This window comes from Brenneria corticis, from assembly GCF_003115855.1.
Classification (GTDB): Bacteria; Pseudomonadota; Gammaproteobacteria; order Enterobacterales; family Enterobacteriaceae; genus Brenneria; species Brenneria corticis.
On the sequence record NZ_KZ819085.1, the window covers coordinates 125,608 to 148,826 of the forward strand.

The following is a 23,219-nucleotide window of genomic DNA, read 5'->3' on the forward strand; positions in this document are numbered from 1 at the left end:
TAAGCGGGGCGAAAAAGCTCCGCAAGCAGCTAAGATCCCGTCTGGGTTGAGGCGGACGCGGGGCGTCAGGGCTTATGCCCTGACGCCGGTCGGAATTAGAAATCCACATTGACGCCAAGCTGGAAGGTGCGGCCGGGGGCCACGGCCAACTGTTGATTGTAGTAGTTGATATCGCTGGCGTTGTTGCTGGTGGACGCCTCGATATTACGGCTGGTCTGATAATCCCAGTATTTGCGGTCGGTCAGGTTGTAGATGCCGCCGCTCAGCCTCACGTTTGGAGAGAGGCGATAGTAAGCGCTTAGATCCACCAATCCATGGCCCGGTACACGCATAAAAGTGTAGTCGTCGGAGCCCAGATTGTTTCCGCTGGAAGGAAGCTTGCGCCCCGCCGCGTAGGTGGCGGTTTTACCTTTGTTGAAGGCGGCGGTCAGCGCGGCGCCGTAGGTGTTGGACGGATCGTCATAGGCGATTCCCACCACCGCTTTTTGCGGCGTTACCGAGTCCAGGTTGACGTACGCGTCCCCGTTGGCGCTGGATTTTGATGCCCCTTCGCTATAGCCGTAGGCCAGACGGGCTTTGAAGCCGTTCGCCTGTTCGAACCAGGTGCCGAGGTTGAATTGGGCGCTGATTTCGCCGCCGTAGATATAGGCTTTATCGCGGTTCTCGGTCAGATAAAGCGTGCTGATGCTGTCCGGCACGCGGGCGAACAGGTCGGGATTATCGGCGCGGCGATAGTAGCCGTTGGCGATAAAGTTCTTATAATCACTGTAAAATGCCGCCGCGCTCAGCGTGACCCCTTCTACAATCTGCCCTTTCAGCCCCAGTTCGTAGTTATCGCTGGTTTCGGTTTTCAGGTTCGGATCGCTCAAGACGGCGTAGCTGCTGGAAGTGCCGAAATAGCCGAGAGCCCAGGAACCGTAGAGCTGCCCGTCGGTGGGGAACTGGGCGCCGCGCCGGTATTGAACGTAAGCCAGCAGGTCGGGCGTGAGGTGGTACTGGAAAGCGATGGATGGCATCACCTGTCCATCGGCATTGGTGCCGTACATGCCGGCGGCTTCGTCCGCAGTCACATTACCATTGGTATTGGTAAACAGATTGGAAGCGTTCTTCGGTTCGGCGTGCTGCCAGGCGAAGCGCACCCCCGGCGCTACCGAGAATTCGCGGCCAGCCAGCTCCCAGGTTATCTTGTCCTGTACGAAAGCCCCCAGATTGGCGATTTTGCTGTCCGCCTGCGGTCGTCCCAGATCGATACTCATGCCGCCAGCCGTCAGATTTTGCGCCGTGAACGGACGCTCGGTGCGCTGTTGGCGGGCATTGAAACCGTAGCTGAAACTGTGGTTGCGCCACTCCTTGGCGGCCTTGCTTTCCAGACCAAAGCCGTTGGTATCATAGTTGCTCCAGACGGAAGTCGGCGTGGAAGCGTCCGTGACGGTGTAGTCGTGCGCTTCGGTCTGGGTATAGAACAGTTTGGTATTCAGGCTGTCGAACAGCGCGAAATCTTGCGGCGTATAGAGATCCGTCAGGCTGAATCCCCAGCGGCGGGTCTGACTATCCTGATATGAGGTGCTGCCGTCCAGGGAAGAGACGCCCGATGCGTTCATGCTCCAGGTCGGGAAATCGGCGTGGTTGGTTTTGTGATAATAATCGACGGTGGCGGTCAACTGATGCGCATTCGTCGCTTGCCAGATGGCGGACGCCAGTACCGCGTTGGAGTGCCAGTTGGCCGGGGTGCTGTCAATAGCGGCGTCGCGGTGGTTCTCGGTTTCATTGCCGTCGCGGCGGCTGATAACAACCACGCCGCGCAGGGTGTCGTCGCCGCCGGCCGCGGTAATGCCGTTGTGGAAACTACGGTTGGCGGAATCATACCCGGCCTGATAACCGAAATAGCTGTGCTTGTCGATATTGAGATAATCGTTGGCGGATTTCGGTTTGAAAGAGACCGAGCCGCCCAAGGCGTTATTACTGTTGTCGACCGACGTGGCGCCGGACTCGATCTCCACCGAACCGTACAGATAGGGGTCAAGATAATCGCCGCGGCCAATGCCGGTGCTGCCCGTCTGGCGGCGACCGCTGACGGTGGATGTGCCGCGATCGGTGGAAGACGGTAGTTCAACGCCATCGATATCAATGGAAACCCGATTGTTTTCCAGACCGCGAATGTTGTAGCCGCTGGCGCCGCCGCGATCGTAGCCGCTTTTGCCCGCGCTGACGCCGCTGGCGACGCCCGGCGCGCTGATTAGCGGCTGGTAGCGCATGATGTTGCGGAAGTCGTTGCCGCCGTTTTTCTGCATTTCATCAGCGGTTATCGTCACCTCGGAGCCCGCCTTCCTCTCGATTTTAGGTGAGTAAACGGTCATTACGTCACCCGTCGGTTCGGACTGGCTGGCTGAAGCGGTCTGATTTTGGGCGCTGGCGGCAGCGCCGTTGAACGCGACGCCGGCTAATACCCCGGTGAGCAGGATTTGATTTAAATTCTTATTAATTATCATGATGATACTCTTTACTATGGAACTGTCCGACCGGCACCGTCGATAGCGGTGCCGGCAATCAATGGCGATGGCGGAAAACAAAAGGATCTGCCTTGCGGCGACCCGAAATTTACGGCGATAACACTATAAAAAATAAGGGAATGATAATTATTATCATATGTTAATCATTATCATTTGCTGTTGCAATGATGATGAATAATTCTTAATAAAACCTTTGGCGGCGGCGATGGCGGAGCCGACTTTTTCAGGTTGAAACCGTAGATGGCGAACGCGGCGTACCGCCGCCGTTGTTTGTGACAGAACCTAGCCGGATAAGGTATTATTCCCGCCGACCATACCGCTGTGCGGCGCGCCGAAGAGAGTAATAATCGCGCCGCGATGTGAGGAAATGAGATAAATGAGCGAGATTACGCATGACGGCGCGGAAAGCCTGGCGCTGCACACGTTTACTGAAAATGCGTACCTGAACTACTCGATGTACGTCATCATGGACCGGGCGTTGCCGTTTATCGGCGATGGGCTGAAGCCGGTGCAGCGCCGCATTGTCTATGCCATGTCGGAGCTGGGCCTGAATTCCAGCGCCAAGTTTAAAAAATCCGCCCGTACCGTGGGCGACGTATTGGGTAAATACCATCCGCACGGCGACAGCGCCTGTTACGAAGCGATGGTGTTAATGGCGCAGCCCTTCTCCTACCGCTATCCGCTGGTGGACGGCCAGGGGAACTGGGGGGCGCCGGACGATCCGAAATCGTTCGCGGCGATGCGTTATACCGAATCCCGGCTGTCCAAATACGCCGAGCTGCTGCTTAACGAACTGGGGCAGGGCACGGTGGACTATGTGCCGAACTTCGACGGTACCCTGCAGGAGCCGAAAATGCTGCCTGCCCGTCTGCCGAACATTCTGCTTAACGGCACCACCGGGATCGCCGTCGGGATGGCGACCGATATCCCGCCGCACAATATCCGCGAAGTCGCCGCCGCCGCCGTGGCGTTGATCGATAAGCCCGGCGCCACGCTGGAGGATTTGTTGCAGCACGTTCAGGGGCCGGATTTCCCCACCGAAGCGGAAATCATTACCCCGCGCGACGAAGTGCGTAAAATTTACCAGAACGGGCGTGGTTCGGTGCGTATGCGCGCCATCTGGAAGAAAGAGGATGGCGAAGCGGTGATCACCGCGCTGCCCCATCAGGTTTCCGGCGCCAAGGTGCTGGAGCAGATCGCCAGCCAGATGCGCGCCAAAAAGCTGCCGATGATTGAAGACCTGCGCGATGAGTCGGACCACGAAAACCCTACCCGTTTAGTGCTGGTGCCGCGCTCCAACCGCATCGATCTGGATCAGGTGATGAACCATCTGTTCGCCACCACCGATCTGGAAAAAAGCTACCGCATCAATATGAATATGATCGGTCTGGATGGCCGTCCCGGCGTTAAAGGGCTGGTTGAAATCCTGACCGAATGGCTGGTATTCCGCCGAGATACCGTGCGCCGCCGCTTGAACTACCGGCTGGAGAAGGTGCTTAAGCGCCTGCACATTCTGGAAGGGTTGCTGATTGCGTTCCTCAATATTGATGAAGTGATCCACATCATCCGTACGGAAGACGAGCCGAAGCCGGTGTTGATGCGCCAGTTCAGCCTGAGCGAAACCCAGGCCGAAGCGATTCTGGAACTGAAATTACGCCATCTGGCCAAGCTGGAAGAGATGAAAATCCGCGGCGAGCAGGACGATCTGGCGAAAGAGCGCGACCATTTGCAGGCTTTGCTGGCGTCTGAACGTAAGCTGAGCAACCTGCTGAAAAAGGAAATTCAGGCGGACGCCCAGACCTACGGCGACGAGCGCCGTTCCCCGCTGAAGGAGCGCGCTGAAGCGAAAGCGATGAGCGAGCATGACTTCGTGCCTTCGGAGCCGGTCACCATCGTGCTGTCGGAGATGGGCTGGGTGCGCAGCGCCAAAGGGCATGATATCGATCCGTCCGGGCTGAGTTATAAAGCCGGCGACAGCTTCCGCTCCGCCGCCCGGGGTAAAACCAATCAGCCGGTGGTATTTATTGACTCGACCGGCCGCAGCTACGCGCTCGATCCGCTGACGCTGCCTTCGGCGCGCGGACAGGGCGAACCCTTGACCGGCAAGCTGACGCCGCCGCCGGGGGCGACCGTTGAGCAGGTGCTGATGGCCGCGGACGATCAGCCCTTGCTGATGGCGTCCGACGCCGGCTATGGGTTTGTCTGCACCTTTAACGATCTGGTGGCGCGCAACCGCGCCGGCAAAGCGATTATCACCCTGCCGGACAATGCCAAGGTGCTGCCGCCGCTGGAGATCAACGGAGACGACAATACGCTGCTGGCGATCACCGCCGCGGGCCGGATGCTGCTGTTCCCGGTTTCCGACCTGCCGCAGCTGTCGAAAGGGAAAGGCAATAAAATTATCTCTATTTCGTCGGCGGACTTCGCCAGCGGCAAAGATCGCCTGACCTGGCTGCTGCTGCTGCCCCCGCAGGCGTCGGTGACGCTGTACTTCGGTAAACGCAAACTGGTTCTGCGCGCCAACGAGCTCCAGAAATACCAGTCCGAGCGCGGACGGAAAGGCACCTTGCTGCGCGGCCTGCAACGTATCGATCGCATTGACGTCGATGCGCCGAAACGACCGGGCGACGGCAGCAGCGAAGAGTAAATCATCCACGCCGGGGAAACAGGCGGCAACCCGTCGCGGCCGCCTGTTCCCCCGTTTTGCCCGCTCCCGGAGGTTTTTGTCCGCTGAACGGATCGCTATCCAGCCAGCAAAAAAGGCCATTATGTTTTATAGCGACGTCGCGATAGCCACTAGCGTTGATGAAAGGTATATACTAGCGGCAGTTGGCTAATGAGGTTGTTATGTTATTCATTCTTCGTTTTATCGTGGTGATTCTATTTTCGCTGCTGATCTGTATTTTTGGCTCCATTTACTGTCTTTTCAGTCCTAAAAATCCACGCCATGTGGCGACGTTCGGTCATATGTTCGGGCGTCTTTCCAGGCTATTCGGCCTGAAGGTCGAGCTGAGGATCCCGCCGGAGGCGGCGCATTACGGCAAATGTATCTATATCGCCAATCACCAGAATAATTACGATATGGTCACCGCATCAAACGCGGTGCAGCCGCGTACGGTCACCGTGGGCAAGAAAAGCCTGCTGTGGATCCCGTTCTTCGGTCCGCTGTACTGGCTGACGGGCAATCTGCTGATCGACCGCGACAACCGGGCCAAAGCGCACGGCACCATCGCCCAGATGGTCAAGCACATCAAAGAGAACAATATCTCGATCTGGATGTTCCCGGAAGGCACGCGCAGCCGCGGGCGCGGGCTGCTGCCGTTTAAAACCGGCGCCTTTCATGCCGCCATCAGCGCGGAAGTGCCGATCGTGCCGATTTGCGTGTCCACCACCAGCAATAAGGTGAAGCTGAACCGCTGGAATAACGGCCATGTGATTGTGGAAATGTTGCCGCCGGTCGATACCCGTTCCTACACTAAAGAGCAGGTACGTGAATTGGCGGCGCACTGTCATGACCTGATGGCCGCCAAACTGGCGCAGCTGGACGCCGAAGTCGCCGAACGTGAAGCGGTGGAAAAAAAATAAACCGCCACGTGACAACCCGACGGCCGCGGGGATGATGCATCCGGCAGCGCTGCCGGCAGTTTAAATTCATTTTATTACCTTCCGCTTTTTGGTTCGGAAGCTACATTTTGCATACGGTTTAACAGGTTTACGGAGCAACTATGTCACTCAGCCGGCGTCAGTTTATTCAGGCATCGGGTTTTGCGTTGTATGCGGGGAGCCGGCCCCTGTCGGCGAGAGTAAGCGGCACGCCAACGGCATTGCCGATCCCCCCCTTGCTGGAGTCGCGCCGAGGGCAGCCGCTGTTTCTGACGATGCAACGAGCCCACTGGGCTTTCAGCGGCGATCGTAAAACGCCGGTCTGGGGCATTAACGGGCGTTATCTGGGGCCGACGGTGCGCGTGTTTGACGGGGACGACGTCAAGCTGATTTACAGCAACCGGCTTACTGAACCGGTGTCCATGACCATCGGCGGATTACAGGTTTCCGGCTCGCTGATGGGCGGCGCGGCGCGCATCATATCGCCGGGTATGGACTGGTCGCCGGTATTGCCGATCCGCCAGCCGTCGGCCACCTGCTGGTATCACGCCAATACGCCGAACCGCATGGCGCCGCACGTCTACAACGGGCTGGCGGGGCTGTGGCTGGTGGAAGACAGCATCAGTAAATCCTTGCCGCTGCCCAATCACTACGGCGTGGACGATTTTCCGCTGATTATTCAGGATAAACGCCTGGATAGCTTCGGCGCGCCGATTTACGACCCGCCGGGCAGCGGCGGTTTTGTCGGCGATATACTGCTGGTCAACGGCGTGCAGAATCCCTTTGTCGAGGTGTCCCGCGGCTGGGTGCGCTTACGGCTGGTCAACGCCTCGAACGCCCGCCGCTATATCATGCGCCTGAGCGACGGACGCCCGATCCACGTTATCGCCAGCGATCAGGGGTTGCTGCCGGCGCCGATGGCCGTCAGTCAGATCTCGCTGGCGCCGGGCGAACGGCGGGAAATCCTGATCGATATGTCGCAGGGGGATGAGGCGACGCTGACCGCCGGCGAGTCCGCCGGGATTATGGATCGCCTGCGCGGATTGTTTGAGCCGTCCAGCATATTGATTTCGACGCAGATATTAACGCTTAAGCCCACGGGGCTATTACCTCTGGTGACCGATAACCTGCCGATGCGTCTGCTGGCGGATAACATTATCGAAGGCGGTATCAGCCGCACCCGCGAGTTCCGTCTGGGCGACAGCCTGCCGGGCATTAACGGGGCGATGTGGGATATGACGCGCGCCGACGTGCAGACGCAGCCGGGCCGCTGCGAGCGCTGGCTTATCCATGCGGATACTCCCCAGCCCTTCCATATTCAGGGGGTGAAGTTTCTGGTGCGCAGCGTCAACGGCGGGGCGGTGCCGGTAGAGGACAGCGGCTGGAAGGATACGGTTTGGGTGGATAGCGACGTAGAGCTGCTGGTGTATTTCACCCAGCCGTCGTCAGAGGCTTTCCCCTTTCTGTATTACAGCCAAACGCTGGAAATGGCCGATCGCGGTTCGACCGGGCAGCTTATCGTGCAGGCGCCGGTTTAAGGCCGGCCTGCCGGACGGCGGCCGGTTACGGCTGTCGCGCTGTGGGGAAGCGCCGGCGCAGGGTATCCCAGTCCGGCGCGGCGGCCGCGCCCTGACCGGCCACCACGCAGGCCGCCACCTGATTGGCCAGATCGACGGCATCGCGCAGCGGCCGGTTCGCCGACAGGCCGGCCAGCAGGCCGCCGCTGTGCGCGTCGCCGGCGCCGATGGTATCCACCACCGTTACCGGGTAGGGCGCCACGGCGGTCGGCTCGCCGTCGGCGGGACAAATCCACGCTCCTTCCTTATCCAAACGACAAATCAGCGTTAAACCGCTGCGCCGGGCGTAGCGCAGCGCCTGTGAAACCGGGTCGCCCTCGCCGCATAGCCGTTCGGTTTCATCGCGATTCAAGGTCAGGATGGTATTGCTGCCGGAGAGCGCGTCGATAAAATCCGCCGGGATCAGCGGTAAACGCGGGCCAAAATCAATCAGCTTTTGCGCCGTCTGCGCCAGCGCCCACTCGCGCAGCGCCCGGCCGCCGTCGCCAAACAGTTCGTAACCGTTGAGGTACAGCAGGGCATGGTCGGGCGGCGCCAGCCGTTGCAGCATTTCCCGGCTACAGTGCGCCTCACAGCCGGTAATACCGATAAACGTCCGCTCGCCGTCAGGCTCGGTCAGCGCCAGGCACCAGCCGTTATCCATCTCCGTATGGCGCATCAACACCGGCAGGTTCATCTGCGCCATGGCGGCGGCGACGGCTTTTCCCCACGGCCCGTTGCCCACCGGCATGCCGTTGATTATCGGCACGTTGAGGCGGTGCAGGACGCGGGCCACGTTAAAGGCGCAGCCGCCGATCTGCCGGCCGAGATCTTTCCCCTCAATATCTTCCCCGCGGCGCGGCAGGCGCGGCAGCGCCAGCAGCATATCGCCGCAGGCGCCGCCGACCACCACTACCGGACGTTCGGGCGCAAACGGCGTCATACCCGTTTCTCTTGCGGGTTAACCAGCAGATAGAGCCAGTAGGCGACCAGGCTGACGCCGAAGGCGACAAACAGCCCCAGGCTGGAATCGGCGAAAATACCCCGCGCCAGCGGCCCGTCGATAAAGCCGGTTTTCGTCACCATCAGGCCGGATATGGCGCCCAGCAGCCAGCAAAACAGCGGAACCCAGCGTACGCCGCGGTTTTTGCCGTTCAGGCCGAAAAGCGCGTCCTGGTCATAGCCATGGCGGCGGCGAATCAGCAGGTAATCGAGAATAAACACCGCCGACCAGGGGCCGAGGAACAGGCCGCAGAAAATCAGAAAGGAGATAAAGGGCGTCAGGAAGTCGCCGGAAATAAACAGCACGTAGATGGCGATGGCGACCACCAGCACGGCGTCGAGAGCCACCGCCGCCGACTGGCGCATTTTCACGCCGATGGTCAGCAGGTTAAGGCCGGCGGAATACAGGCTTAATACCGCGATGGTGACGATGCCCGCCGTGGCGGTCAACAGATAGGGCACCGACATCCAGGGCGGCAGCGCCGTGCCAATCAGCGCTATCGGGTTGGCCGAACTGGCGAGATCGGGCAGTTGGGACGACAGCAGAATACCGGCCAGCATCAGCAGTACCAGCGGCAGCGCCGCGCCGCCGACGACGGCGGCAAACACGCGACCGCGGCCGGACGACGGATTCTGATAGCGGCTGTAATCCGCGCCGGCGATAGTCCAGCCTACGCCGGTGCCGGCGGCAATCACCGAAACGGCGGGCAAAAATCCGCTTAACCAGTCGCCGGACGGCAGCGACAGCACCTTATGCCAGGGGGTGTTGAACAGAATATAAATCACCACCGCCAGCGTCATGGTGCCGAAAATACGGGTGATCCAGCTTTGCAGCAGGATCAGCGTGTTCTGTCCCAGGATGCTGACGGCAATCGTCAGGCCGCCGAAAAGCAGCAGGCAAACGGCGGTCAGCGAGTGGCTGCCGCTTAACCCTGTGGCTTCAAACAGCGCGGACAGCGTCAGGGTGCCGGTAATCAGGTTAACCGCCTCCCAGCCCATCAGGTTGAACCAGCTGAATGCCGTGGGCGCGATATTGCCTTTAACGCCGAAAATCGTGCGCGAGAGCGTCAGCGTGGCGGTGCGGCCGATTTGACCGGCAAAAGAAGTGAAACCGACCAGCGCGAAGCTGGCCACGCCGAGAATGGCGGCAAGGATTGATTGGATAAAGGAAAGACCGAACGACACGATAATGGCGCCGTAGACGATGCCGAGAATACCGATATTAGCCGCGCACCAGATCCAGAATAATTCCAGCGGCCTGCCGGTGCGCTCGGCTTCCGGCACCAAATCGATACCGGTGTTTTCGACTTTCCATACTTTATTTTGCGGTGGTGTTGCGGCGTCTTGCCGTGCGTCCCTCATAGCGGCATGCTCCTTTTTCGTACCGACTCTCAGCGTAGCATAAAGCTTAGTCGGCGCCAGCGGATCCGGCAGGGTATGATTTTTTTATCAATGTCGGAGCGTGGTGAATACGTCTGTTTCAGGCGTAACGTCGGCAGGTTCGCCGACGATATTATTATCGGGAGTCGGGCGGGCGGAATGTTCTCGGTTCGGCCAAATAGGGGCGAACCGGCACCTGCATCCATCACTCCGATGGCATCCTCGTTGCGTCGCTGTCGGTCTGCTGGAGATGGCGCGCGAGGTTTTCTGATAGTAGGTCGTTAAAAATGACCCTGGTGTTGGCGCTTCTTTCCTCAGAGTATGAAAATTAAACCCATCGCGCAAGGCCAATTTAAGGCCTTTATGATGCCAATCCAAGACATGGTAAATTTTGTTCTGCGCCTTGCATCCGGTTTAGCATTTGTGTTTAACAATTGCGTATGCTGGAAACAGCGTAAAACAATGAAAAGGCTGCGGTATGCAGGAATTACTTCTTTGGGTGCGCGCCAGGCTGGCCGAACCGTCTTCAGCACCTCGCTATATGCAACTTGCCGCGCTGCTTGAGTCGGCAATCGACCAGCGCAAAGCGCTAGCCGGTCAATTTTTACCGGCGGAAAGATTGATCGCCCAGCAAATCGGGTTGTCCCGCGTTACGGTTTCCCGCGCTTTGGCGTTGCTGGAAGCAAAAGACCTGATTGTGCGTCAGCAAGGCGTCGGCACCAGAGTCTGTCAGCATTTAAATTATTCTCTGGATGACGATGAGGCGGGTTTTACCGCCTTGGTTATGCAACTGGGCGGCGCGGCGGGCAATCTGTGGCTGGAAAGGCGCAGGAAGAAACTTCCCGCCGCGATCGCCGAGGAGATGTCATTGCCAAAAGATACCCTGGTCACCCACCTGCGGCGGGTTCGGTTGATTAACGAGCAGCCGGCGTCGCTGGAAACCACCTGGATCCCGCTGGAGCTGCTGCCGGAGCCGGAACGGCTGGAACACTCTCTGTATCAATACTGGGCGGCGCGCAATATCTACCCGGATAAAAAACGCTATCGGCTAAAGGCGGTGGCGTCTCCGGCGGACGTCGCCGGGCATCTCGGCGTGCCGGTAGGGTCGCCGTTGCTGTTAAGCCGTCAGCATACCTATAACGCGCAGGGGGACCTGCTGGAATATTGCGAAATATACTGCCGCAGCGATGTGTATGAGTTTCAGGTAACGGATTGAGCGCAGTGAAAATATCGCCGGCGCGGCCGGCGAGGGGAGGAGGCGTTAATCTTTTTCCTGCGTATCGGGATTGGGACCCAGGCGCTTGCCGCTGTCCAGTTTCGCTATCTCGCCCAGTTCATCTTTATCCAGGCGGAAATCGAACACGTCGAAATTTTCTCTGATGCGCGCCGGGGTAACGGATTTCGGGATGACCACCAGTCCGTTATCCAGATGCCAGCGGATGACGATTTGCGCGGGGGTTTTATCATACTTCACCGCCAGTTTTCGGATAATGGGCCGATCGAATACTCCCGCGCCGCCTTGCGCCAGCGGGCTCCAGGATTCGGTCTGAATACGGTGGGTGGCGTTCCAGGTATGAAGCTGGCGCTGTTGGAAAAGCGGATGCAGCTCAATTTGATTGATAACCGGCCACACGCCGGTGTCATCTTTCAGCCGTTGCAGGTGCTGGGTGTGGAAATTACTGACGCCGATACTTTTTACCAGCCCCTGCTGCTGTAGTTTAATCAGCCCGCGCCAGGCCTCCACGTAGGTGTCCTGCTGCGGTAGCGGCCAGTGAATAAGATAAAGATCCAGGTAGTCCAACTGTAGTTTTCGCAGGCTCTCTTCCAATGCCCGCTGCGGGTCTCTCTGATCGCTGTTCCACAGCTTGCTGGTAATAAACAGCTCTTCACGCGGCAAAGCAACGGATTGCAGCGCCTGGCCGACGCCCTGTTCATTTTTATAAATGGCGGCGGTATCGATGGCGCGATAACCCGTTTTTAATGCTTCGGTGACGGCGGTCACCGCGTCTTCGTTACTCGCCTGCCAGACGCCGAGGCCCAGCTGGGGGATGATATTGCCGTCAGCCAGTTTAAGTTTGGGTTGCGTCATATCACTCTCCTTTTTAATTGTTAATCAGTGATTAACGGGAGCGGCTAGCCCGTTACCGATGCGATATCGGTGCTGCACCCTATTGGGCAGATCGATTAATTATAGTAGAGAAACGGAGGCGTGTTTCGCGGGCTAAGGAATATGCCCTGGGGCGCTAAAGCCGCATTGCGAGGGGAGGGCTTTAGCCGTTATTGGCGCCGGACGGCGGGGGCGATCAGGCCGCGGAGTGTTTCTTGCGCCATACCATAACCAGCATGCCGATTAATCCGCTCACCAGCAGCACCACGGGCAGAAGAATCAATGCCGTCATCACCTGGTTTTCATAGCGCTTTATCAGCGGAATGTGGCTCACGCTGTAGCCGAGGGTGACGATGCCGCCGACCCAGAGGAAGCCGCTGAGCCAGTTGAATATCTGAAAGCGCGTATTGCTGAGTCCGGAAATACCCGCGATGGTGGGCAACAGCGTACGGATAAAGGCCAGAAAACGGCCGATCAACAGCGCCACCAGTCCGTGACGGTAGAACAGGTGATAAGCCCGCTGATGATAGTGGGCGGGCAACTGCAACAGCCAGCTTTTCACCAGCCGGGTATCCCCCAGCCAGCGGCCCTGGAGATAGCTGAACCAGCATCCGAGGCTTGCCGCCACCGTCAGCAGCAGCAGGGTGGGAATAAAACTCATCACGCCCTTGGCGATCATGGCTCCGGTCAGCAGCAGCAGGCTGTCGCCGGGAAGAAAAGAGGCGGGCAGCAAACCGTTTTCCAAAAACAGGGTGGTAAACAAAATACCGTAAACCACCCAGATGACATGGGGATCGGCCAGCGCGCTGAAATCCTGCTGCCATAGCGCCTGAATAATGTCGTGAACCACACTCATATTACGTCCTGCCAGGTGACTGAAGCCCTAAAGAAAATGGATACGGAACAAAATGGCCGCACCTATCGTGCTTAATACGCGGATAGCAACGCAGGGCTAAGAGCTTAATTTGTTAAGGCTAAATGTTTATTAGGATAATCGTTAAGTTAGGGTAAAGCGGTATCGGTCAACAAAATACCTTACCATGATACACGCTTTACCCTCCCTCCGACGCGGTTAAATCAAGAATATGCCCGGAGGTCTATCACACTTCCTTGATCCGGTTAAAGCCGCTGGTCAGATCGTCGATTAAATCGTCGCAGTCTTCAAGCCCAATATGTAACCGAATCAGCGTGCCGCTGAAATCAACGCCCCCCGCCGGACGGATCGCTGCCAGATCGTCCGGCTGATTGGCCAGAATCAGCGATTCAAAGCCGCCCCATGAATACGCCATACTGAAGTGCTCAAAGTTATCCAGATAGTGAGCCAGCTGCGTTTTGCTCAGTTTGTCTTTTAATACAAATGAGAACAGGCCGCTGCTTCCTTTAAAATCGCGGACGTAGAATTCATGCCCTTTGCATTCCGGCAGCGCGGGGTGATTGACCACCGCCACTTCGGGTCGTTCAGATAGCCATTTTGCGATGCGAATACTGCTTTCCTGATGCTGTTTAAGCCGGACCCCCAGCGTACGCAGGCCGCGGCTGGCGACATAGGCGGTATCGGCATCCACCATTTGCCCCATCAGATACGAATGCTCGCGTAGCTGGACCCAGCAGCGCTCGTTCGCCACCGCCGTACCCAGCATGGCATCGGAGTGGCCGACAATATACTTGGTGCCGGACTGCACCGAGATATCGACCCCGAACTCCAGCGCTTTGAACAGCACGCCCGCCGCCCAGGTGTTATCCATGATGATCACGATCTCCGGATTGATGCGGCGAACGGCCTGCACAATCGCCGGGACATCCTGTACTTCCATGGTGATGGAGCCGGGCGATTCAAGGAACACGACCCTGGTGTTTGGCTGTATAAGCTCGCTGATGCCGGCGCCGATCAACGGGTCGAAATAGGTGGTGCCGATATTCATCTTACTCAGGACAGTATTACAGAAGCCCTGCGTGGGTTCATAGACGGAGCCGGTCACCAGCAGATGGTCGCCCGCCGCCACGAAAGAAAGGATCGCATTGGCGATCGCCGCCGCGCCGCAGGGATACAGCGCACAGCCCGCGCCGCCTTCCAGTTCGACCATCGCTTCCTGCAAAGAGAAATGGGTCAATGTGCCGCGCCGGCCGTAGAATAACGCGCCCCTGGTCCGATTGATGGCGGCGTGCTTCTTGTCCTCGACGGTATCGAATACCAGAGAGGAGGCCCGCTGAATGACGGGATTGACCGATCCCTGGGTAAATTTTTTGCTGCGCCCCGCGCTGACCAATACTGTTGCCGTTTTCTTGCTTGTCATAACCGATATCACCTTTATCTCTTTTTTGGCCGCACCGGGCGATTAACGCCGGGATGACCCCGCTTACCTGATACTTTCTACGTTATCACGGCTTAAGCCGCCTGTGGACGGGCTTTTCCGATTGAAGGGAAAAATAGCGGTGGAGGGTTTATCTTCTAAAGCTGGTAAGGCACGATCACGCCTGACTCGGGGGCAAAGTCTTTTGGGTTGCGCGAAATCAGCGTCCTGGCGTTTACCTGAGCCGTCGCCCATATGATCGCATCAGGTAATTTTATTTTGGTTTCATGGCGGATTATAACGGCGCGTTCAGATACTTCATCGGTCACCGGCAGCAAGAAAAACTGGGCTAAAAACTGGCGAGTCCGGGTTTCTTGCTCCAGGGACATTTTTTTTGCGCCGACCATCACGTCCATCCAGGTAATAACGCTGATGGCCGGTTTGTGGCTAAATTTTTCAAGGGTGTTTTTCGCCTGCGCAATACCGTTTAAATAATCAATCAGGATGTTGGTATCAAACAGGACCGATTGAGCCATCATTCCCACTCCTCGCGGAGCTGATTTTCATAATCAACCCCGTCGATATGCTTGTCTCTCCACAAGCCAAACGCGTTGTTATTGCCATCCGCGCGATTATTTGCCAGATAGCCGGCCAGGGCTTGTCTGATTATTTCGGCCCGCGCCACGCGGCGAATGGCTTTCAGGTTATCCAGCTGTCGGAGATCCTCTTCAGGTAAATCGATGACGATACGGGGCATCGGCATGGCCTCCCAAATGATGTTTGATATACGCATCATATATCAAAGCGCGGTTTTCTACTATGGAAGAAATAGTGGCGGCGCTTGCCGGGCGCCGCTCATCTGGGGAGTTACAGCAGAATATTGCCGAGAATAAAGCCGAAGATGACCGACAGCGAAATGGTCAGCACGCCGGGTATCAGAAACGAGTGGTTGAACACATATTTCCCGATGCGGGTCGAGCCGGTGTCATCCATTTCCACCGCGGCCAGCAAGGTCGGGTAGGTCGGCAAGACGAACAGGGCGGAAACGGCGGCGAACGACGCGACGGCGGTTACCGGCGAAACCCCGAGCAGCAGCGCCGCGGGCATCAGCGCCTTGGCGGTGGCGGCCTGTGAATAGAGCAGCATGGCGGCAAAAAACAGCACCACGGCCAGCATCCACGGGTAGCTCTGCAACAGCGTGCCGGCGGTTTCCTGAATGTCGGTAATATGCGCCTTGACGAAAGTATCCCCCAGCCAGGCGACGCCCATCACGCAGACGCAGGCGCTCATCCCCGAACGGAAGGTACTGGCCGTGAGCACTTTCGCGGTATCGATTTTAGCGACCAGGCAGATCAGCGTGGCGATGGTCAGCATAAACACCACGATGGCCTCATTGCGCGGCAATACCGGGTTGGCGATCAATTTGACGTTATCGCTGATCGCCGTGGCGTAAAACACCACGGCGATAATGCCGATCAGAAACAGCATCACCGACGCCTTGGCGCCGGGTTTTATCTCCTGCGTATTGATATTGCCGACGGCGACGTCGCCTTTTCTCAAACGCTCCTGATAAATTTCATCATCTTTCAGCTCTTTGCCCAGGAAATTGGTGATGACGGCGGCCAGCAGGACGGCGGTCAGCGTGGTTGGAATGCAAATACCCAACAGCGTCAGATAACCGATGCCGTAGGGTTCCAGAATACCGGCGACAAACACCACCGCGGCGGAAATCGGCGAGGCGGTAATCGCCACCTGCGAAGCCACCACGGCGATCGACAGCGGGCGTGAAGGCCTTATTCCCTGTTCCTTGGCCACCGCCGCGATAACCGGCAGCGTCGAAAAGGCGGTATGCCCCGTACCGGCCAGCAGGGTCATAAAATAGGTCACCAGCGGAGCCAGAAAGGTGACGTATTTAGGGTGCCGGCGCAGCAGTTTTTCCGCCAGGCCGACAAGATAATCCATGCCGCCCGCCACCTGCATGGCGGCGATAGCGGCGATAACCGCCATGATGATTTCGATAACATCGAAAGGGATCGCTCCCGGCTTGATATGAAAACCCAGTGTGAGAATCAGGACGCCCAGGCCTCCGGCAAAGCCGATGCCTATGCCTCCGAGCCGCGCCCCCAAATAGATGGCGAACAGCACAACGATGAGTTCCGGGATCAGCATACAATGCTCCTTAGTACAATGTGATATACCCGTCGTTTTTAGCTTGCAGGAGTGCGGGCCGCGCCCGATCGCCGATCTGATTCAGCGCTTCGGGATTCGTCCGGTCATCGCCTCTCTGCATCTCGAAAGCGGTTGAGTATAGCTATTATTTTTTTTATTTATGGAGTGACGGCACATGGTGTGGATAACCATGTGCCTGACCGTTGGTATTGCAATAGGGTGATTAAACGGATTCTTTGTCGTCGGTGTAGCGTTTGGCTTTATAGGCCGGATGCATCAGGTTTTGAATGGAGAAGATGTCGTCCAGTTGCTCTTCTGTGAGCAGGCCGCGCTCCAGTACCACTTCACGCACGTTCTTGCCGGTTTCGGCGCAGATTTTCCCGACGATATCGCCATTATGGTGGCCGATAAACGGGTTCAGGTAGGTCACGATGCCGATGGAGTTAAAGACATAGGCTTCGCACACCTCTTTATTGGCGGTAATACCGTTGACGCATTTCTCCAGCAGGTTGTAGCAGGCGTTGGTCAGAATATGGGTTGACTCGAACATGGCCTGCCCAATCACCGGTTCCATCACGTTCAGTTGGAGCTGGCCCGCTTCCGCCGCCATGGTAACGCAGGTGTCGTTGCCGATAACCTTGAAGCACACCTGATTCACCACTTCCGGCACCACCGGGTTAACCTTCGCCGGCATAATGGAAGATCCCGCCTGCAACTCCGGCAGGTTGATTTCGTTCAAGCCGGTGCGCGGGCCGGAAGAGAGCAGGCGCAGGTCGTTACAGATCTTCGACAGTTTCACCGCCAGACGCTTGAGGGCGCTGTGCACCATCACATAGGCGCCGCAGTCGGACGTCGCTTCGATCAGGTCTTCGGCCGGCACGCACGGCAGTCCGCTGACCTGCGCCAGATACTGTACGGCCAGGTGCTGATATTCATCCGGGGTATTCAGACGGGTGCCGATGGCGGTAGCGCCCAGATTCACTTCCAGCAGCAGTTCGGCGATGTGCAGCAGATTCTTGTTTTCTTCTTTCAGCAGGATGTTGAAAGCGTGGAATTCCTGACCCAGCGTCATCGGAACCGCATCCTGCAACTGGGTGCGGCCCATTTTCAGGATATGTTCAAACTCTTTGGCTTTACGCTCAAACCCTTGACCCAACTGGGCGATGGCATCCACCAGTTTCAGGATGGAGCTGTACACCGCCAGGCGAAAACCGGTCGGGTAGGCGTCGTTGGTGGACTGGCATTTGTTCAGATGGTCGTTGGGATTGAGGTATTGATATTCGCCTTTTTGATGCCCCATCAACTCCAGGCCGATATTCGCCAGCACTTCGTTGGTGTTCATATTAACCGAGGTGCCGGCGCCCCCTTGATAGACGTCCACCGGAAACTGGTCCATGCATTTGCCGTTATTCAGCACTTCGTCACAGGCCTGAATAATCGTATCGGCAATCTTGCGCGGAATAGTCTGCAACTCGCGGTTGGCCAACGCCGCCGCTTTTTTCACCATCACCATGGCGCGGACGAATTCCGGAATATCGCTGATGGTATTGTCGCTGATATAAAAATTTTCAATAGCCCGTAGCGTATGAACGCCGTAATACGCATTGGCGGGAACTTCACGTGTACCTAACAGATCTTCTTCTATACGGATGTTATTTGACATAACCATTATCCTTTATTGCATTGGACTATATTTCAAATATTGAGCCGATGATTAACATCGGTGGAAAATACGGCTTGCTTATTTTTAAGACGATGTTCGACCATCACGATTTTTAGCAATCATGATCGAGAAATATTTTCAGGAGGATTAATCCCCAATAAGCGCATCGCAACGCGCTCATTTCATAAAGCTGTTTTACCTACACGGACGGCGCCTCTCCTCATTGCCGAAAATCTTATCGACGCGCTATTCCACATCCTCTGAGTTAATAGACACCAATCTTTCGATACCCCGATTCAGGTTCTTCAGTTTCGGAATAAATACGGTCTTGATGATTTCATGGGTCACATCGCATGCTTCGTCAAAAAAAGCGCTGTACTCGTCACGATGCCCGACAATATAAAGCGAACGTTTAATATTCAGCTGATCAGGCATATGCGTCAGAACCTGACGGGAATAGGTTTCCGATTGTAAAAAACTGATGGGGCTGGTAACGGCCCAGCCGATTCCCGCCGCCACCATGGAGGTTAAGGTATCCGCATTATCAAATTCGAGCATATTGGGAACGCGAATATCGATTCTGCGCAGATAGCGCTCAATCTGCATGCCAATCTGTGAATTGCGATTAAACCTCACCAGCGGCAACGCGGCGGACAGCTCGCGAATATCTTCGATGGTTTTTATGCGTTGGCGATATTCCGGAGGGGTAATAATAAAATAGCCTTCGGTAAACAGTCGGTAGCGCACCACGCTGTCCGTATCCATCAACGGATCGCTGGTCACGATAAGATCCAGTTCGCGCCGCATCAGGGCTTCCCCTTGCTGCGGGCTTAAGCCGGTACGGATCAGCAACTGCGATGAACTGTTTAGCAGCCGTTTGGTGAATACCGAACCGCAGGTGATGGCGAAGGAGTCAACCAGACCGATGCGCAGGTCGGGTTTGATGCCGCGCCCCGCCTCCAGAACTTGCGCTTTCAGGTTGGCGATCTCTTCGGTAAGCACCTCGCCCCGGTTTTTTAACGCAATGCCGTAGGGCGTCAACACAAAAGGGCGTCTGCCCCGGTTGACCAGCATCACGCCAAAATCGTCCTCCAATAACCTGATTGTTTGCGAGACCGCTGACGGCGTCAGCCCCAACCGCGTGGCGGCCGCGGTCATGCTTCCTGCCTCAGCCACCGTCACGAAGACGTGGACTGCATACATATCAATCGACTTATTGGCTGACATTGTTCGTTTGACCATTTGATATTGCCTACCGTGCAAGGGCACTGGATTGTTGAAACGCTTAAGTAAACATGTAGTTTAACCCATATGCATTGCCGGTAGGCGTGCTGACTGACGCCATCTTAGCCATCCGATCCTGGAAAAAATGCAGTGCATGTCACTGATTAATTTTTTCTTATAACTAGGTGTAGCTACGCTGAAGTTAACGGCGGCGGAAAATATCAGTTCGCGTTGTAAAAATGCCGAAAATATAGCAACTTAATGATTTTAAATAAGATTAATATGAGTTTTGTGAAATTTTTCCCGATGCCGCGCCGCAAGCGGCTTTGTGGCGACAAAAGCGTGCCGACTGCTCTTTGTCCGCTGGATCATCGGCGCCTGCTGCGTTAACGTTGCTCGGCTTTCCTCCTCATACTCAGGGATAAGATGTCACATTACCGCGTTTCCGGGCTGCGCCCGCTTTGTCTGATGGCCTTGCTGACGCTGGCCGGGTGCTCGAGCCAGACCTCGCAGACGCCGGCGCCGCGCCCGGCGGATGTCAAAGCCCGGCTGGTACAACTGATGCCGGCCAATGTCGGCGATCGTCAGGGCTGGGCGACGGATATCGCCGCGGCTTTTAGCGCACAGGGCATCGATCCCAGCGATGAAAACCTGTGCTCGGTACTGGCGGTCACCGAACAGGAATCGACGTTCAAGGCCGATCCGCAGGTGCCGGGCCTGGCGAAAATCGCCTGGCAGGAGATCGATCGCCGGGCGGAAAAACTGCATATCCCGCCTTTTCTGGTGCGCACCGCGCTGTTGATCAAATCTCCCAACGGCAAGAGTTACAGCGAACGGCTGGACAAGGTACGCAGTGAAAAAGAGCTGAGCGCCATTTTTGACGATTTCATCAACATGGTGCCGATGGGGCAAAAACTGTTCGGCCGCCTGAACCCGGTGCATACCGGCGGGCCGATGCAGGTGAGCATCGCGTTCGCCGAGGCCAACGCCAAAAACTACCCCTACCAGGTTGACGGCTCCATCCGCCGCGAAGTATTCAGCCGTCGCGGGGGAATGTATTTCGGCATTATGCACCTGCTGGGTTATCCGGCGAATTATTCCCGCTCCCTCTACCGTTTTGCCGATTTTAATGCCGGCTGGTACGCCAGCCGCAATGCGGCATTCCAGCGCGCCGTCAGCCGGTTAAGCGGCATTCCGCTGGCGCTGGATGGCGATTTGATCAATCACGGCTCCGATAAAGCGGGAGCGACCGAACGGGCGGTGCGTTCGCTCGGCAAACGTCTGGATATGAGCGATGCCGCGATCCGCCGGGCGCTGGAGAAGGGAGATAGCCTGGCGTTTGAAAAAACCGGGCTGTATGAACGGGTCTATGCGCTGGCCGATAAATCGGCGGGGGAGAGGGCGCCGCGTGAAATCCTGCCGGGCATCGCGCTGGAAAGCCCGAAAATCACCCGCAAACTGACCACGGCGTGGTTCGCCAAGCGGGTAGATGAGCGTCGCCTGCGCTGTATGGGGCGGGGGAGATAAACGCGGTGGAGGGGTTATATCCTAAAGCCGGGTGAGGTTTGATCGCATGACTCGGGGCAAAAGGGTAGGGAGCTTCAGGAGCTAATACGTGCTTGGCGTACACGCCGTAATCCACCTTCGGCAATAGCTCTTCCCTGACCAGAACGTGCAAAACTATGTCGGCCCCACCATAACCCGGCTCAGAACCGTATGAGTATTTTCTACGACATTGATCAACGATCAGGTGATTGCCGTATCGGCACAAAGCGATTAGCTCTGCATCAATAAAACTACTCGTTGATTTTGCTAAACTGTTTTTTGCGAGAGAGCCTAAAAGTTATATTCTTATAGGTGATATGTTTCCATTCTCTCATGGATGATTTTATCCACCCAACAACAATTAATTCATCGTCAGGATTTATATGCTCAAACATGTTTTCAATATTTGTCGTTATTTCAGGAGAAAAGTAGTCTTTCAACCCTTCACCAGTAGGGACATGACATTCCTCCCCTTTCAAGCTAATGAAATCAGACTTCACCTTTTTGATACTCTTCACCGTCAATGCAATAGCTACCGGATGCTTGATTTTATCCGCTTTTTTAAAAAGAATGGGATAGCGTTCCTCATCAAAGAAAAAATCATTCCAGCTAATCGTGTTCTTATGGAATGCAATTTTTACTAACTCACCTAACTCTTTTTTATCGGCGCTGTCTTCAATCCTGGCTCTGATTTTGGCGACGCCAGCAGCGGAGTTAAAATAGTCTGTCAGTTTCTTTTCCGCACGGTGATATTGGATGCGTTTACGTTCTTTATCGGCAGGATCTATCGCTTCATCATGCGCCTTTCTTGCCTTGGTGGCGTCAGAACTGGCCTCGATAAGCATATTCATACGAAAAACGTAGCCTGTTTTATCCTCTGCAAAAATACTTTTGTCATCTTCAATATTTTGAGATTGCGCAACAAGTGCTTTTACCGCAGATTTTACGCGGTTTTTACATTCTGAACCGTGCGTGGCTTTGGGCCATAGCCGAAGGTAGGCCGGAATAGTTCTCCCCATGCGCTGATAAGAGTCGACCCAGGTAATTTTTGCATCACAAAACTGACATAACAGAGCGTCTCTATCTTCCGGTCGAATTTCAGAAACCTGTATGACTTTTTTATTCTTACGCTCGTGACGGGCGTAAAACATTTTTAAGCCTTCCGCCATTTTCCCTCCATATACATCAGATATTCGCTTTATGAGATTACATCGCCACGTAAGCCATTCACTGGCTACCATGGAATAGAAAAGAAGACCGAAGTTCAGCGATCTTTCCTCGTATGCCAAAGATCGATAATATAAATTGTATCATGTTGAATTTCATAATGAACCTCATAATCATCAAACAGAATTTTTCTCACCTCTCTTGGTTCATACCTTGACTGGGGAATGCCAATCCTCGGGTGGTCAGAACGTCCCGTTGTACCCATTATCAAAAATAACGCCGTATCCATACCGATGTAGAAATCTCGCCCGGGGAATTTGGCTTTCAGTTTCGCTTCGGCGACATCGCGGATGATCAGGAGTCCCTGCGCCAGAATCTTGATCATTTTCGGCAGCGGCATGGCGAGGTTGATGACGATAAAACCGACCACTACCGGCAGCATCAGCGGCGAGCCCCAGCCGATCGTGGAAGCGGTGTGCAGTCCGGAAAGCAACTGCATGGCAGAAAGCTGCGTGAAGACGATAAAATGGACTATATCAGCATGATGCCGAAACCGGGCAGCCAGGCGGCAGTGATATCTGGCGCTGGTGTTCAGCCATTACAACGAACACCATCCGCATAGTGCGCTGGGATATCGCTCACCACGGGAATATATATGCAGGAAGTTATCGCAACCGTAAGAGAGCAAAAACGTCTGGATATATAGGGTCAAATCCAGTATTGGTGTGTCGCGTGCGCAACTGAGCATCAGGGTTCACCGGCCATCTGACTGGCAGGATCACAGACGGCAGCCCCGTTCTGACGATACCACCGTATTGTCCCGGATAAACATGGCGGTGGCTGACCTGCCGACGTATGGTTATCGCCGTGTGTGGGCGCTGCTGCGACGGGAGTCAGAGCGGGACGGCCTGCCTGTGGTTAATGCGAAGCGGGTGTATCGCATTATGAGAACACATAATCTGCTTCTTGAACGTAAACCCGCTGATCCTTGCCGTAAGCGGG

Annotated in this window: 17 protein-coding genes and 4 pseudogenes; 7 read left to right on the forward strand and 14 right to left on the reverse strand. The window is 56.1% G+C overall.

From position 1 onward, the window contains the following. Positions 1-95: 95 nt before the first annotated feature. Positions 96-2,489: a TonB-dependent hemoglobin/transferrin/lactoferrin family receptor gene (locus DDT56_RS16615; RefSeq protein WP_136167549.1), complete on the reverse strand. Its 2,394-nt coding sequence runs from the start codon at positions 2,487-2,489 to the stop codon at positions 96-98. A gap of 397 nt (positions 2,490-2,886) precedes the next feature. On the opposite strand from DDT56_RS16615, the gene parC reads away from it, so the two are divergent. From parC to ftsP, 3 genes are all read left to right on the forward strand, one after another. Then, positions 2,887-5,157 carry a DNA topoisomerase IV subunit A gene (gene parC / locus DDT56_RS16620; RefSeq protein ID WP_136167550.1) on the forward strand — a complete coding sequence of 757 codons (2,271 nt, stop codon included), beginning with the start codon at positions 2,887-2,889 and terminating at the stop codon, positions 5,155-5,157. A 200-nt stretch (positions 5,158-5,357) separates the two neighbouring features. Next, the gene (locus tag DDT56_RS16625) at positions 5,358-6,095 is read left to right on the forward strand and encodes a 1-acylglycerol-3-phosphate O-acyltransferase (RefSeq protein ID WP_136167551.1); all 738 of its coding nucleotides are present in this window, start codon (positions 5,358-5,360) and stop codon (positions 6,093-6,095) included. 140 nt (positions 6,096-6,235) lie between these two features. Then, positions 6,236-7,651, forward strand: coding sequence for a cell division protein FtsP (gene ftsP, locus DDT56_RS16630; RefSeq protein WP_136167552.1), 1,416 nt, complete (start codon positions 6,236-6,238; stop codon positions 7,649-7,651). Positions 7,652-7,676: 25 nt separating this feature from the next. On the opposite strand, the gene DDT56_RS16635 is transcribed toward ftsP, so the two are convergent. Together DDT56_RS16635 and DDT56_RS16640 are read right to left on the reverse strand one after the other, a co-directional pair. Further along, complete coding sequence (locus DDT56_RS16635) at positions 7,677-8,612, reverse strand: PfkB family carbohydrate kinase (protein ID WP_136167553.1); 936 nt, start codon at positions 8,610-8,612, stop codon at positions 7,677-7,679. Continuing rightward, a complete protein-coding gene (locus tag DDT56_RS16640) occupies positions 8,609-10,033 on the reverse strand; it encodes a purine-cytosine permease family protein (protein ID WP_136167554.1) in 1,425 nt (474 codons plus the stop codon). The genes DDT56_RS16635 and DDT56_RS16640 overlap by 4 nt, the downstream gene beginning before the upstream one ends. Positions 10,034-10,529: 496 nt before the next feature. On the opposite strand from DDT56_RS16640, the gene DDT56_RS16645 reads away from it, so the two are divergent. Next, positions 10,530-11,267 carry a GntR family transcriptional regulator gene (locus tag DDT56_RS16645; RefSeq protein ID WP_136167555.1) on the forward strand — a complete coding sequence of 246 codons (738 nt, stop codon included), beginning with the start codon at positions 10,530-10,532 and terminating at the stop codon, positions 11,265-11,267. A gap of 45 nt (positions 11,268-11,312) precedes the next feature. On the opposite strand, the gene dkgA is transcribed toward DDT56_RS16645, so the two are convergent. The 8 genes from dkgA to DDT56_RS16685 form a co-directional block, all read right to left on the reverse strand. Beyond that, positions 11,313-12,140 carry a 2,5-didehydrogluconate reductase DkgA gene (gene dkgA / locus DDT56_RS16650; RefSeq protein WP_136167556.1) on the reverse strand — a complete coding sequence of 276 codons (828 nt, stop codon included), beginning with the start codon at positions 12,138-12,140 and terminating at the stop codon, positions 11,313-11,315. 214 nt (positions 12,141-12,354) lie between these two features. Next, the gene (locus DDT56_RS16655) at positions 12,355-13,014 is read right to left on the reverse strand and encodes a DedA family protein (protein ID WP_136167557.1); all 660 of its coding nucleotides are present in this window, start codon (positions 13,012-13,014) and stop codon (positions 12,355-12,357) included. Positions 13,015-13,258: 244 nt separating this feature from the next. Next, a complete protein-coding gene (gene metC / locus DDT56_RS16660; RefSeq protein ID WP_136167558.1) occupies positions 13,259-14,452 on the reverse strand; it encodes a cystathionine beta-lyase in 1,194 nt (397 codons plus the stop codon). A 155-nt stretch (positions 14,453-14,607) separates the two neighbouring features. Then, a complete protein-coding gene (locus tag DDT56_RS16665; RefSeq protein WP_136167570.1) occupies positions 14,608-14,988 on the reverse strand; it encodes a type II toxin-antitoxin system VapC family toxin in 381 nt (126 codons plus the stop codon). Continuing rightward, positions 14,985-15,206, reverse strand: a complete 222-nt coding sequence (locus DDT56_RS16670; RefSeq protein ID WP_136167559.1) for a ribbon-helix-helix domain-containing protein — start codon at positions 15,204-15,206, stop codon at positions 14,985-14,987. Before DDT56_RS16670 ends, DDT56_RS16665 begins: the two co-directional genes overlap by 4 nt. 110 nt (positions 15,207-15,316) lie before the next feature. Further along, on the reverse strand, positions 15,317-16,618 hold the full coding sequence (locus tag DDT56_RS16675; RefSeq protein ID WP_136167560.1) for an anaerobic C4-dicarboxylate transporter: 1,302 nt from the start codon (positions 16,616-16,618) through the stop codon (positions 15,317-15,319). A 223-nt stretch (positions 16,619-16,841) separates the two neighbouring features. Continuing rightward, positions 16,842-18,281, reverse strand: a complete 1,440-nt coding sequence (gene aspA / locus DDT56_RS16680; protein WP_136167561.1) for an aspartate ammonia-lyase — start codon at positions 18,279-18,281, stop codon at positions 16,842-16,844. A 246-nt stretch (positions 18,282-18,527) separates the two neighbouring features. Beyond that, positions 18,528-19,523, reverse strand: a complete 996-nt coding sequence (locus tag DDT56_RS16685) for a LysR family transcriptional regulator (RefSeq protein ID WP_136167562.1) — start codon at positions 19,521-19,523, stop codon at positions 18,528-18,530. Positions 19,524-19,931: 408 nt separating this feature from the next. On the opposite strand from DDT56_RS16685, the gene DDT56_RS16690 reads away from it, so the two are divergent. Further along, entirely contained in the window at positions 19,932-21,032 is a 1,101-nt protein-coding gene (locus DDT56_RS16690) for a DUF1615 domain-containing protein (RefSeq protein WP_136167563.1), read from the forward strand. 269 nt (positions 21,033-21,301) lie between these two features. Here the strand turns inward: DDT56_RS16690 and DDT56_RS16695 are convergent, their stop codons facing one another. From DDT56_RS16695 to DDT56_RS24820, 3 genes and pseudogenes are all read right to left on the reverse strand, one after another. Next, the gene (locus DDT56_RS16695) at positions 21,302-22,219 is read right to left on the reverse strand and encodes a hypothetical protein (protein WP_136167564.1); all 918 of its coding nucleotides are present in this window, start codon (positions 22,217-22,219) and stop codon (positions 21,302-21,304) included. Between the two features lie 95 nt (positions 22,220-22,314). After that, positions 22,315-22,488: pseudogene (locus DDT56_RS16700) on the reverse strand (type II toxin-antitoxin system RelE/ParE family toxin); the annotation flags it as partial. Next, a pseudogene (locus tag DDT56_RS24820) lies at positions 22,486-22,617 on the reverse strand (PTS galactitol transporter subunit IIC); the annotation flags it as partial. The pseudogenes DDT56_RS24820 and DDT56_RS16700, both read right to left, overlap by 3 nt. 55 nt (positions 22,618-22,672) lie before the next feature. On the opposite strand from DDT56_RS24820, the pseudogene DDT56_RS16705 reads away from it, so the two are divergent. Together DDT56_RS16705 and DDT56_RS24825 are read left to right on the forward strand one after the other, a co-directional pair. Further along, positions 22,673-22,897: pseudogene (locus DDT56_RS16705) on the forward strand (integrase core domain-containing protein); the annotation flags it as partial. A gap of 27 nt (positions 22,898-22,924) precedes the next feature. Beyond that, positions 22,925-23,219, forward strand: a pseudogene (locus tag DDT56_RS24825) (IS3 family transposase); the annotation flags it as partial.

What these genes read in the sequence shown, in the direction of transcription:
- DDT56_RS16655 (WP_136167557.1), bottom strand. Translation starts at nt 13,014, where the DNA reads ATGAGTGTGGTTCACGACATTATTCAGGCGCTATGGCAGCAGGATTTC.
- DDT56_RS16615 (WP_136167549.1), bottom strand. Translation starts at nt 2,489, where the DNA reads ATGATAATTAATAAGAATTTAAATCAAATCCTGCTCACCGGGGTATTA.
- DDT56_RS16675 (WP_136167560.1), bottom strand. Translation starts at nt 16,618, where the DNA reads ATGCTGATCCCGGAACTCATCGTTGTGCTGTTCGCCATCTATTTGGGG.
- DDT56_RS16625 (WP_136167551.1), top strand. Translation starts at nt 5,358, where the DNA reads ATGTTATTCATTCTTCGTTTTATCGTGGTGATTCTATTTTCGCTGCTG.
- DDT56_RS16685 (WP_136167562.1), bottom strand. Translation starts at nt 19,523, where the DNA reads ATGGTCAAACGAACAATGTCAGCCAATAAGTCGATTGATATGTATGCA.
- dkgA (WP_136167556.1), bottom strand. Translation starts at nt 12,140, where the DNA reads ATGACGCAACCCAAACTTAAACTGGCTGACGGCAATATCATCCCCCAG.
- DDT56_RS16645 (WP_136167555.1), top strand. Translation starts at nt 10,530, where the DNA reads ATGCAGGAATTACTTCTTTGGGTGCGCGCCAGGCTGGCCGAACCGTCT.
- DDT56_RS16665 (WP_136167570.1), bottom strand. Translation starts at nt 14,988, where the DNA reads ATGATGGCTCAATCGGTCCTGTTTGATACCAACATCCTGATTGATTAT.
- metC (WP_136167558.1), bottom strand. Translation starts at nt 14,452, where the DNA reads ATGACAAGCAAGAAAACGGCAACAGTATTGGTCAGCGCGGGGCGCAGC.
- DDT56_RS16640 (WP_136167554.1), bottom strand. Translation starts at nt 10,033, where the DNA reads ATGAGGGACGCACGGCAAGACGCCGCAACACCACCGCAAAATAAAGTA.
- DDT56_RS16695 (WP_136167564.1), bottom strand. Translation starts at nt 22,219, where the DNA reads ATGGCGGAAGGCTTAAAAATGTTTTACGCCCGTCACGAGCGTAAGAAT.
- DDT56_RS16690 (WP_136167563.1), top strand. Translation starts at nt 19,932, where the DNA reads ATGTCACATTACCGCGTTTCCGGGCTGCGCCCGCTTTGTCTGATGGCC.
- aspA (WP_136167561.1), bottom strand. Translation starts at nt 18,281, where the DNA reads ATGTCAAATAACATCCGTATAGAAGAAGATCTGTTAGGTACACGTGAA.
- DDT56_RS16635 (WP_136167553.1), bottom strand. Translation starts at nt 8,612, where the DNA reads ATGACGCCGTTTGCGCCCGAACGTCCGGTAGTGGTGGTCGGCGGCGCC.
- parC (WP_136167550.1), top strand. Translation starts at nt 2,887, where the DNA reads ATGAGCGAGATTACGCATGACGGCGCGGAAAGCCTGGCGCTGCACACG.
- DDT56_RS16670 (WP_136167559.1), bottom strand. Translation starts at nt 15,206, where the DNA reads ATGCCCCGTATCGTCATCGATTTACCTGAAGAGGATCTCCGACAGCTG.
- ftsP (WP_136167552.1), top strand. Translation starts at nt 6,236, where the DNA reads ATGTCACTCAGCCGGCGTCAGTTTATTCAGGCATCGGGTTTTGCGTTG.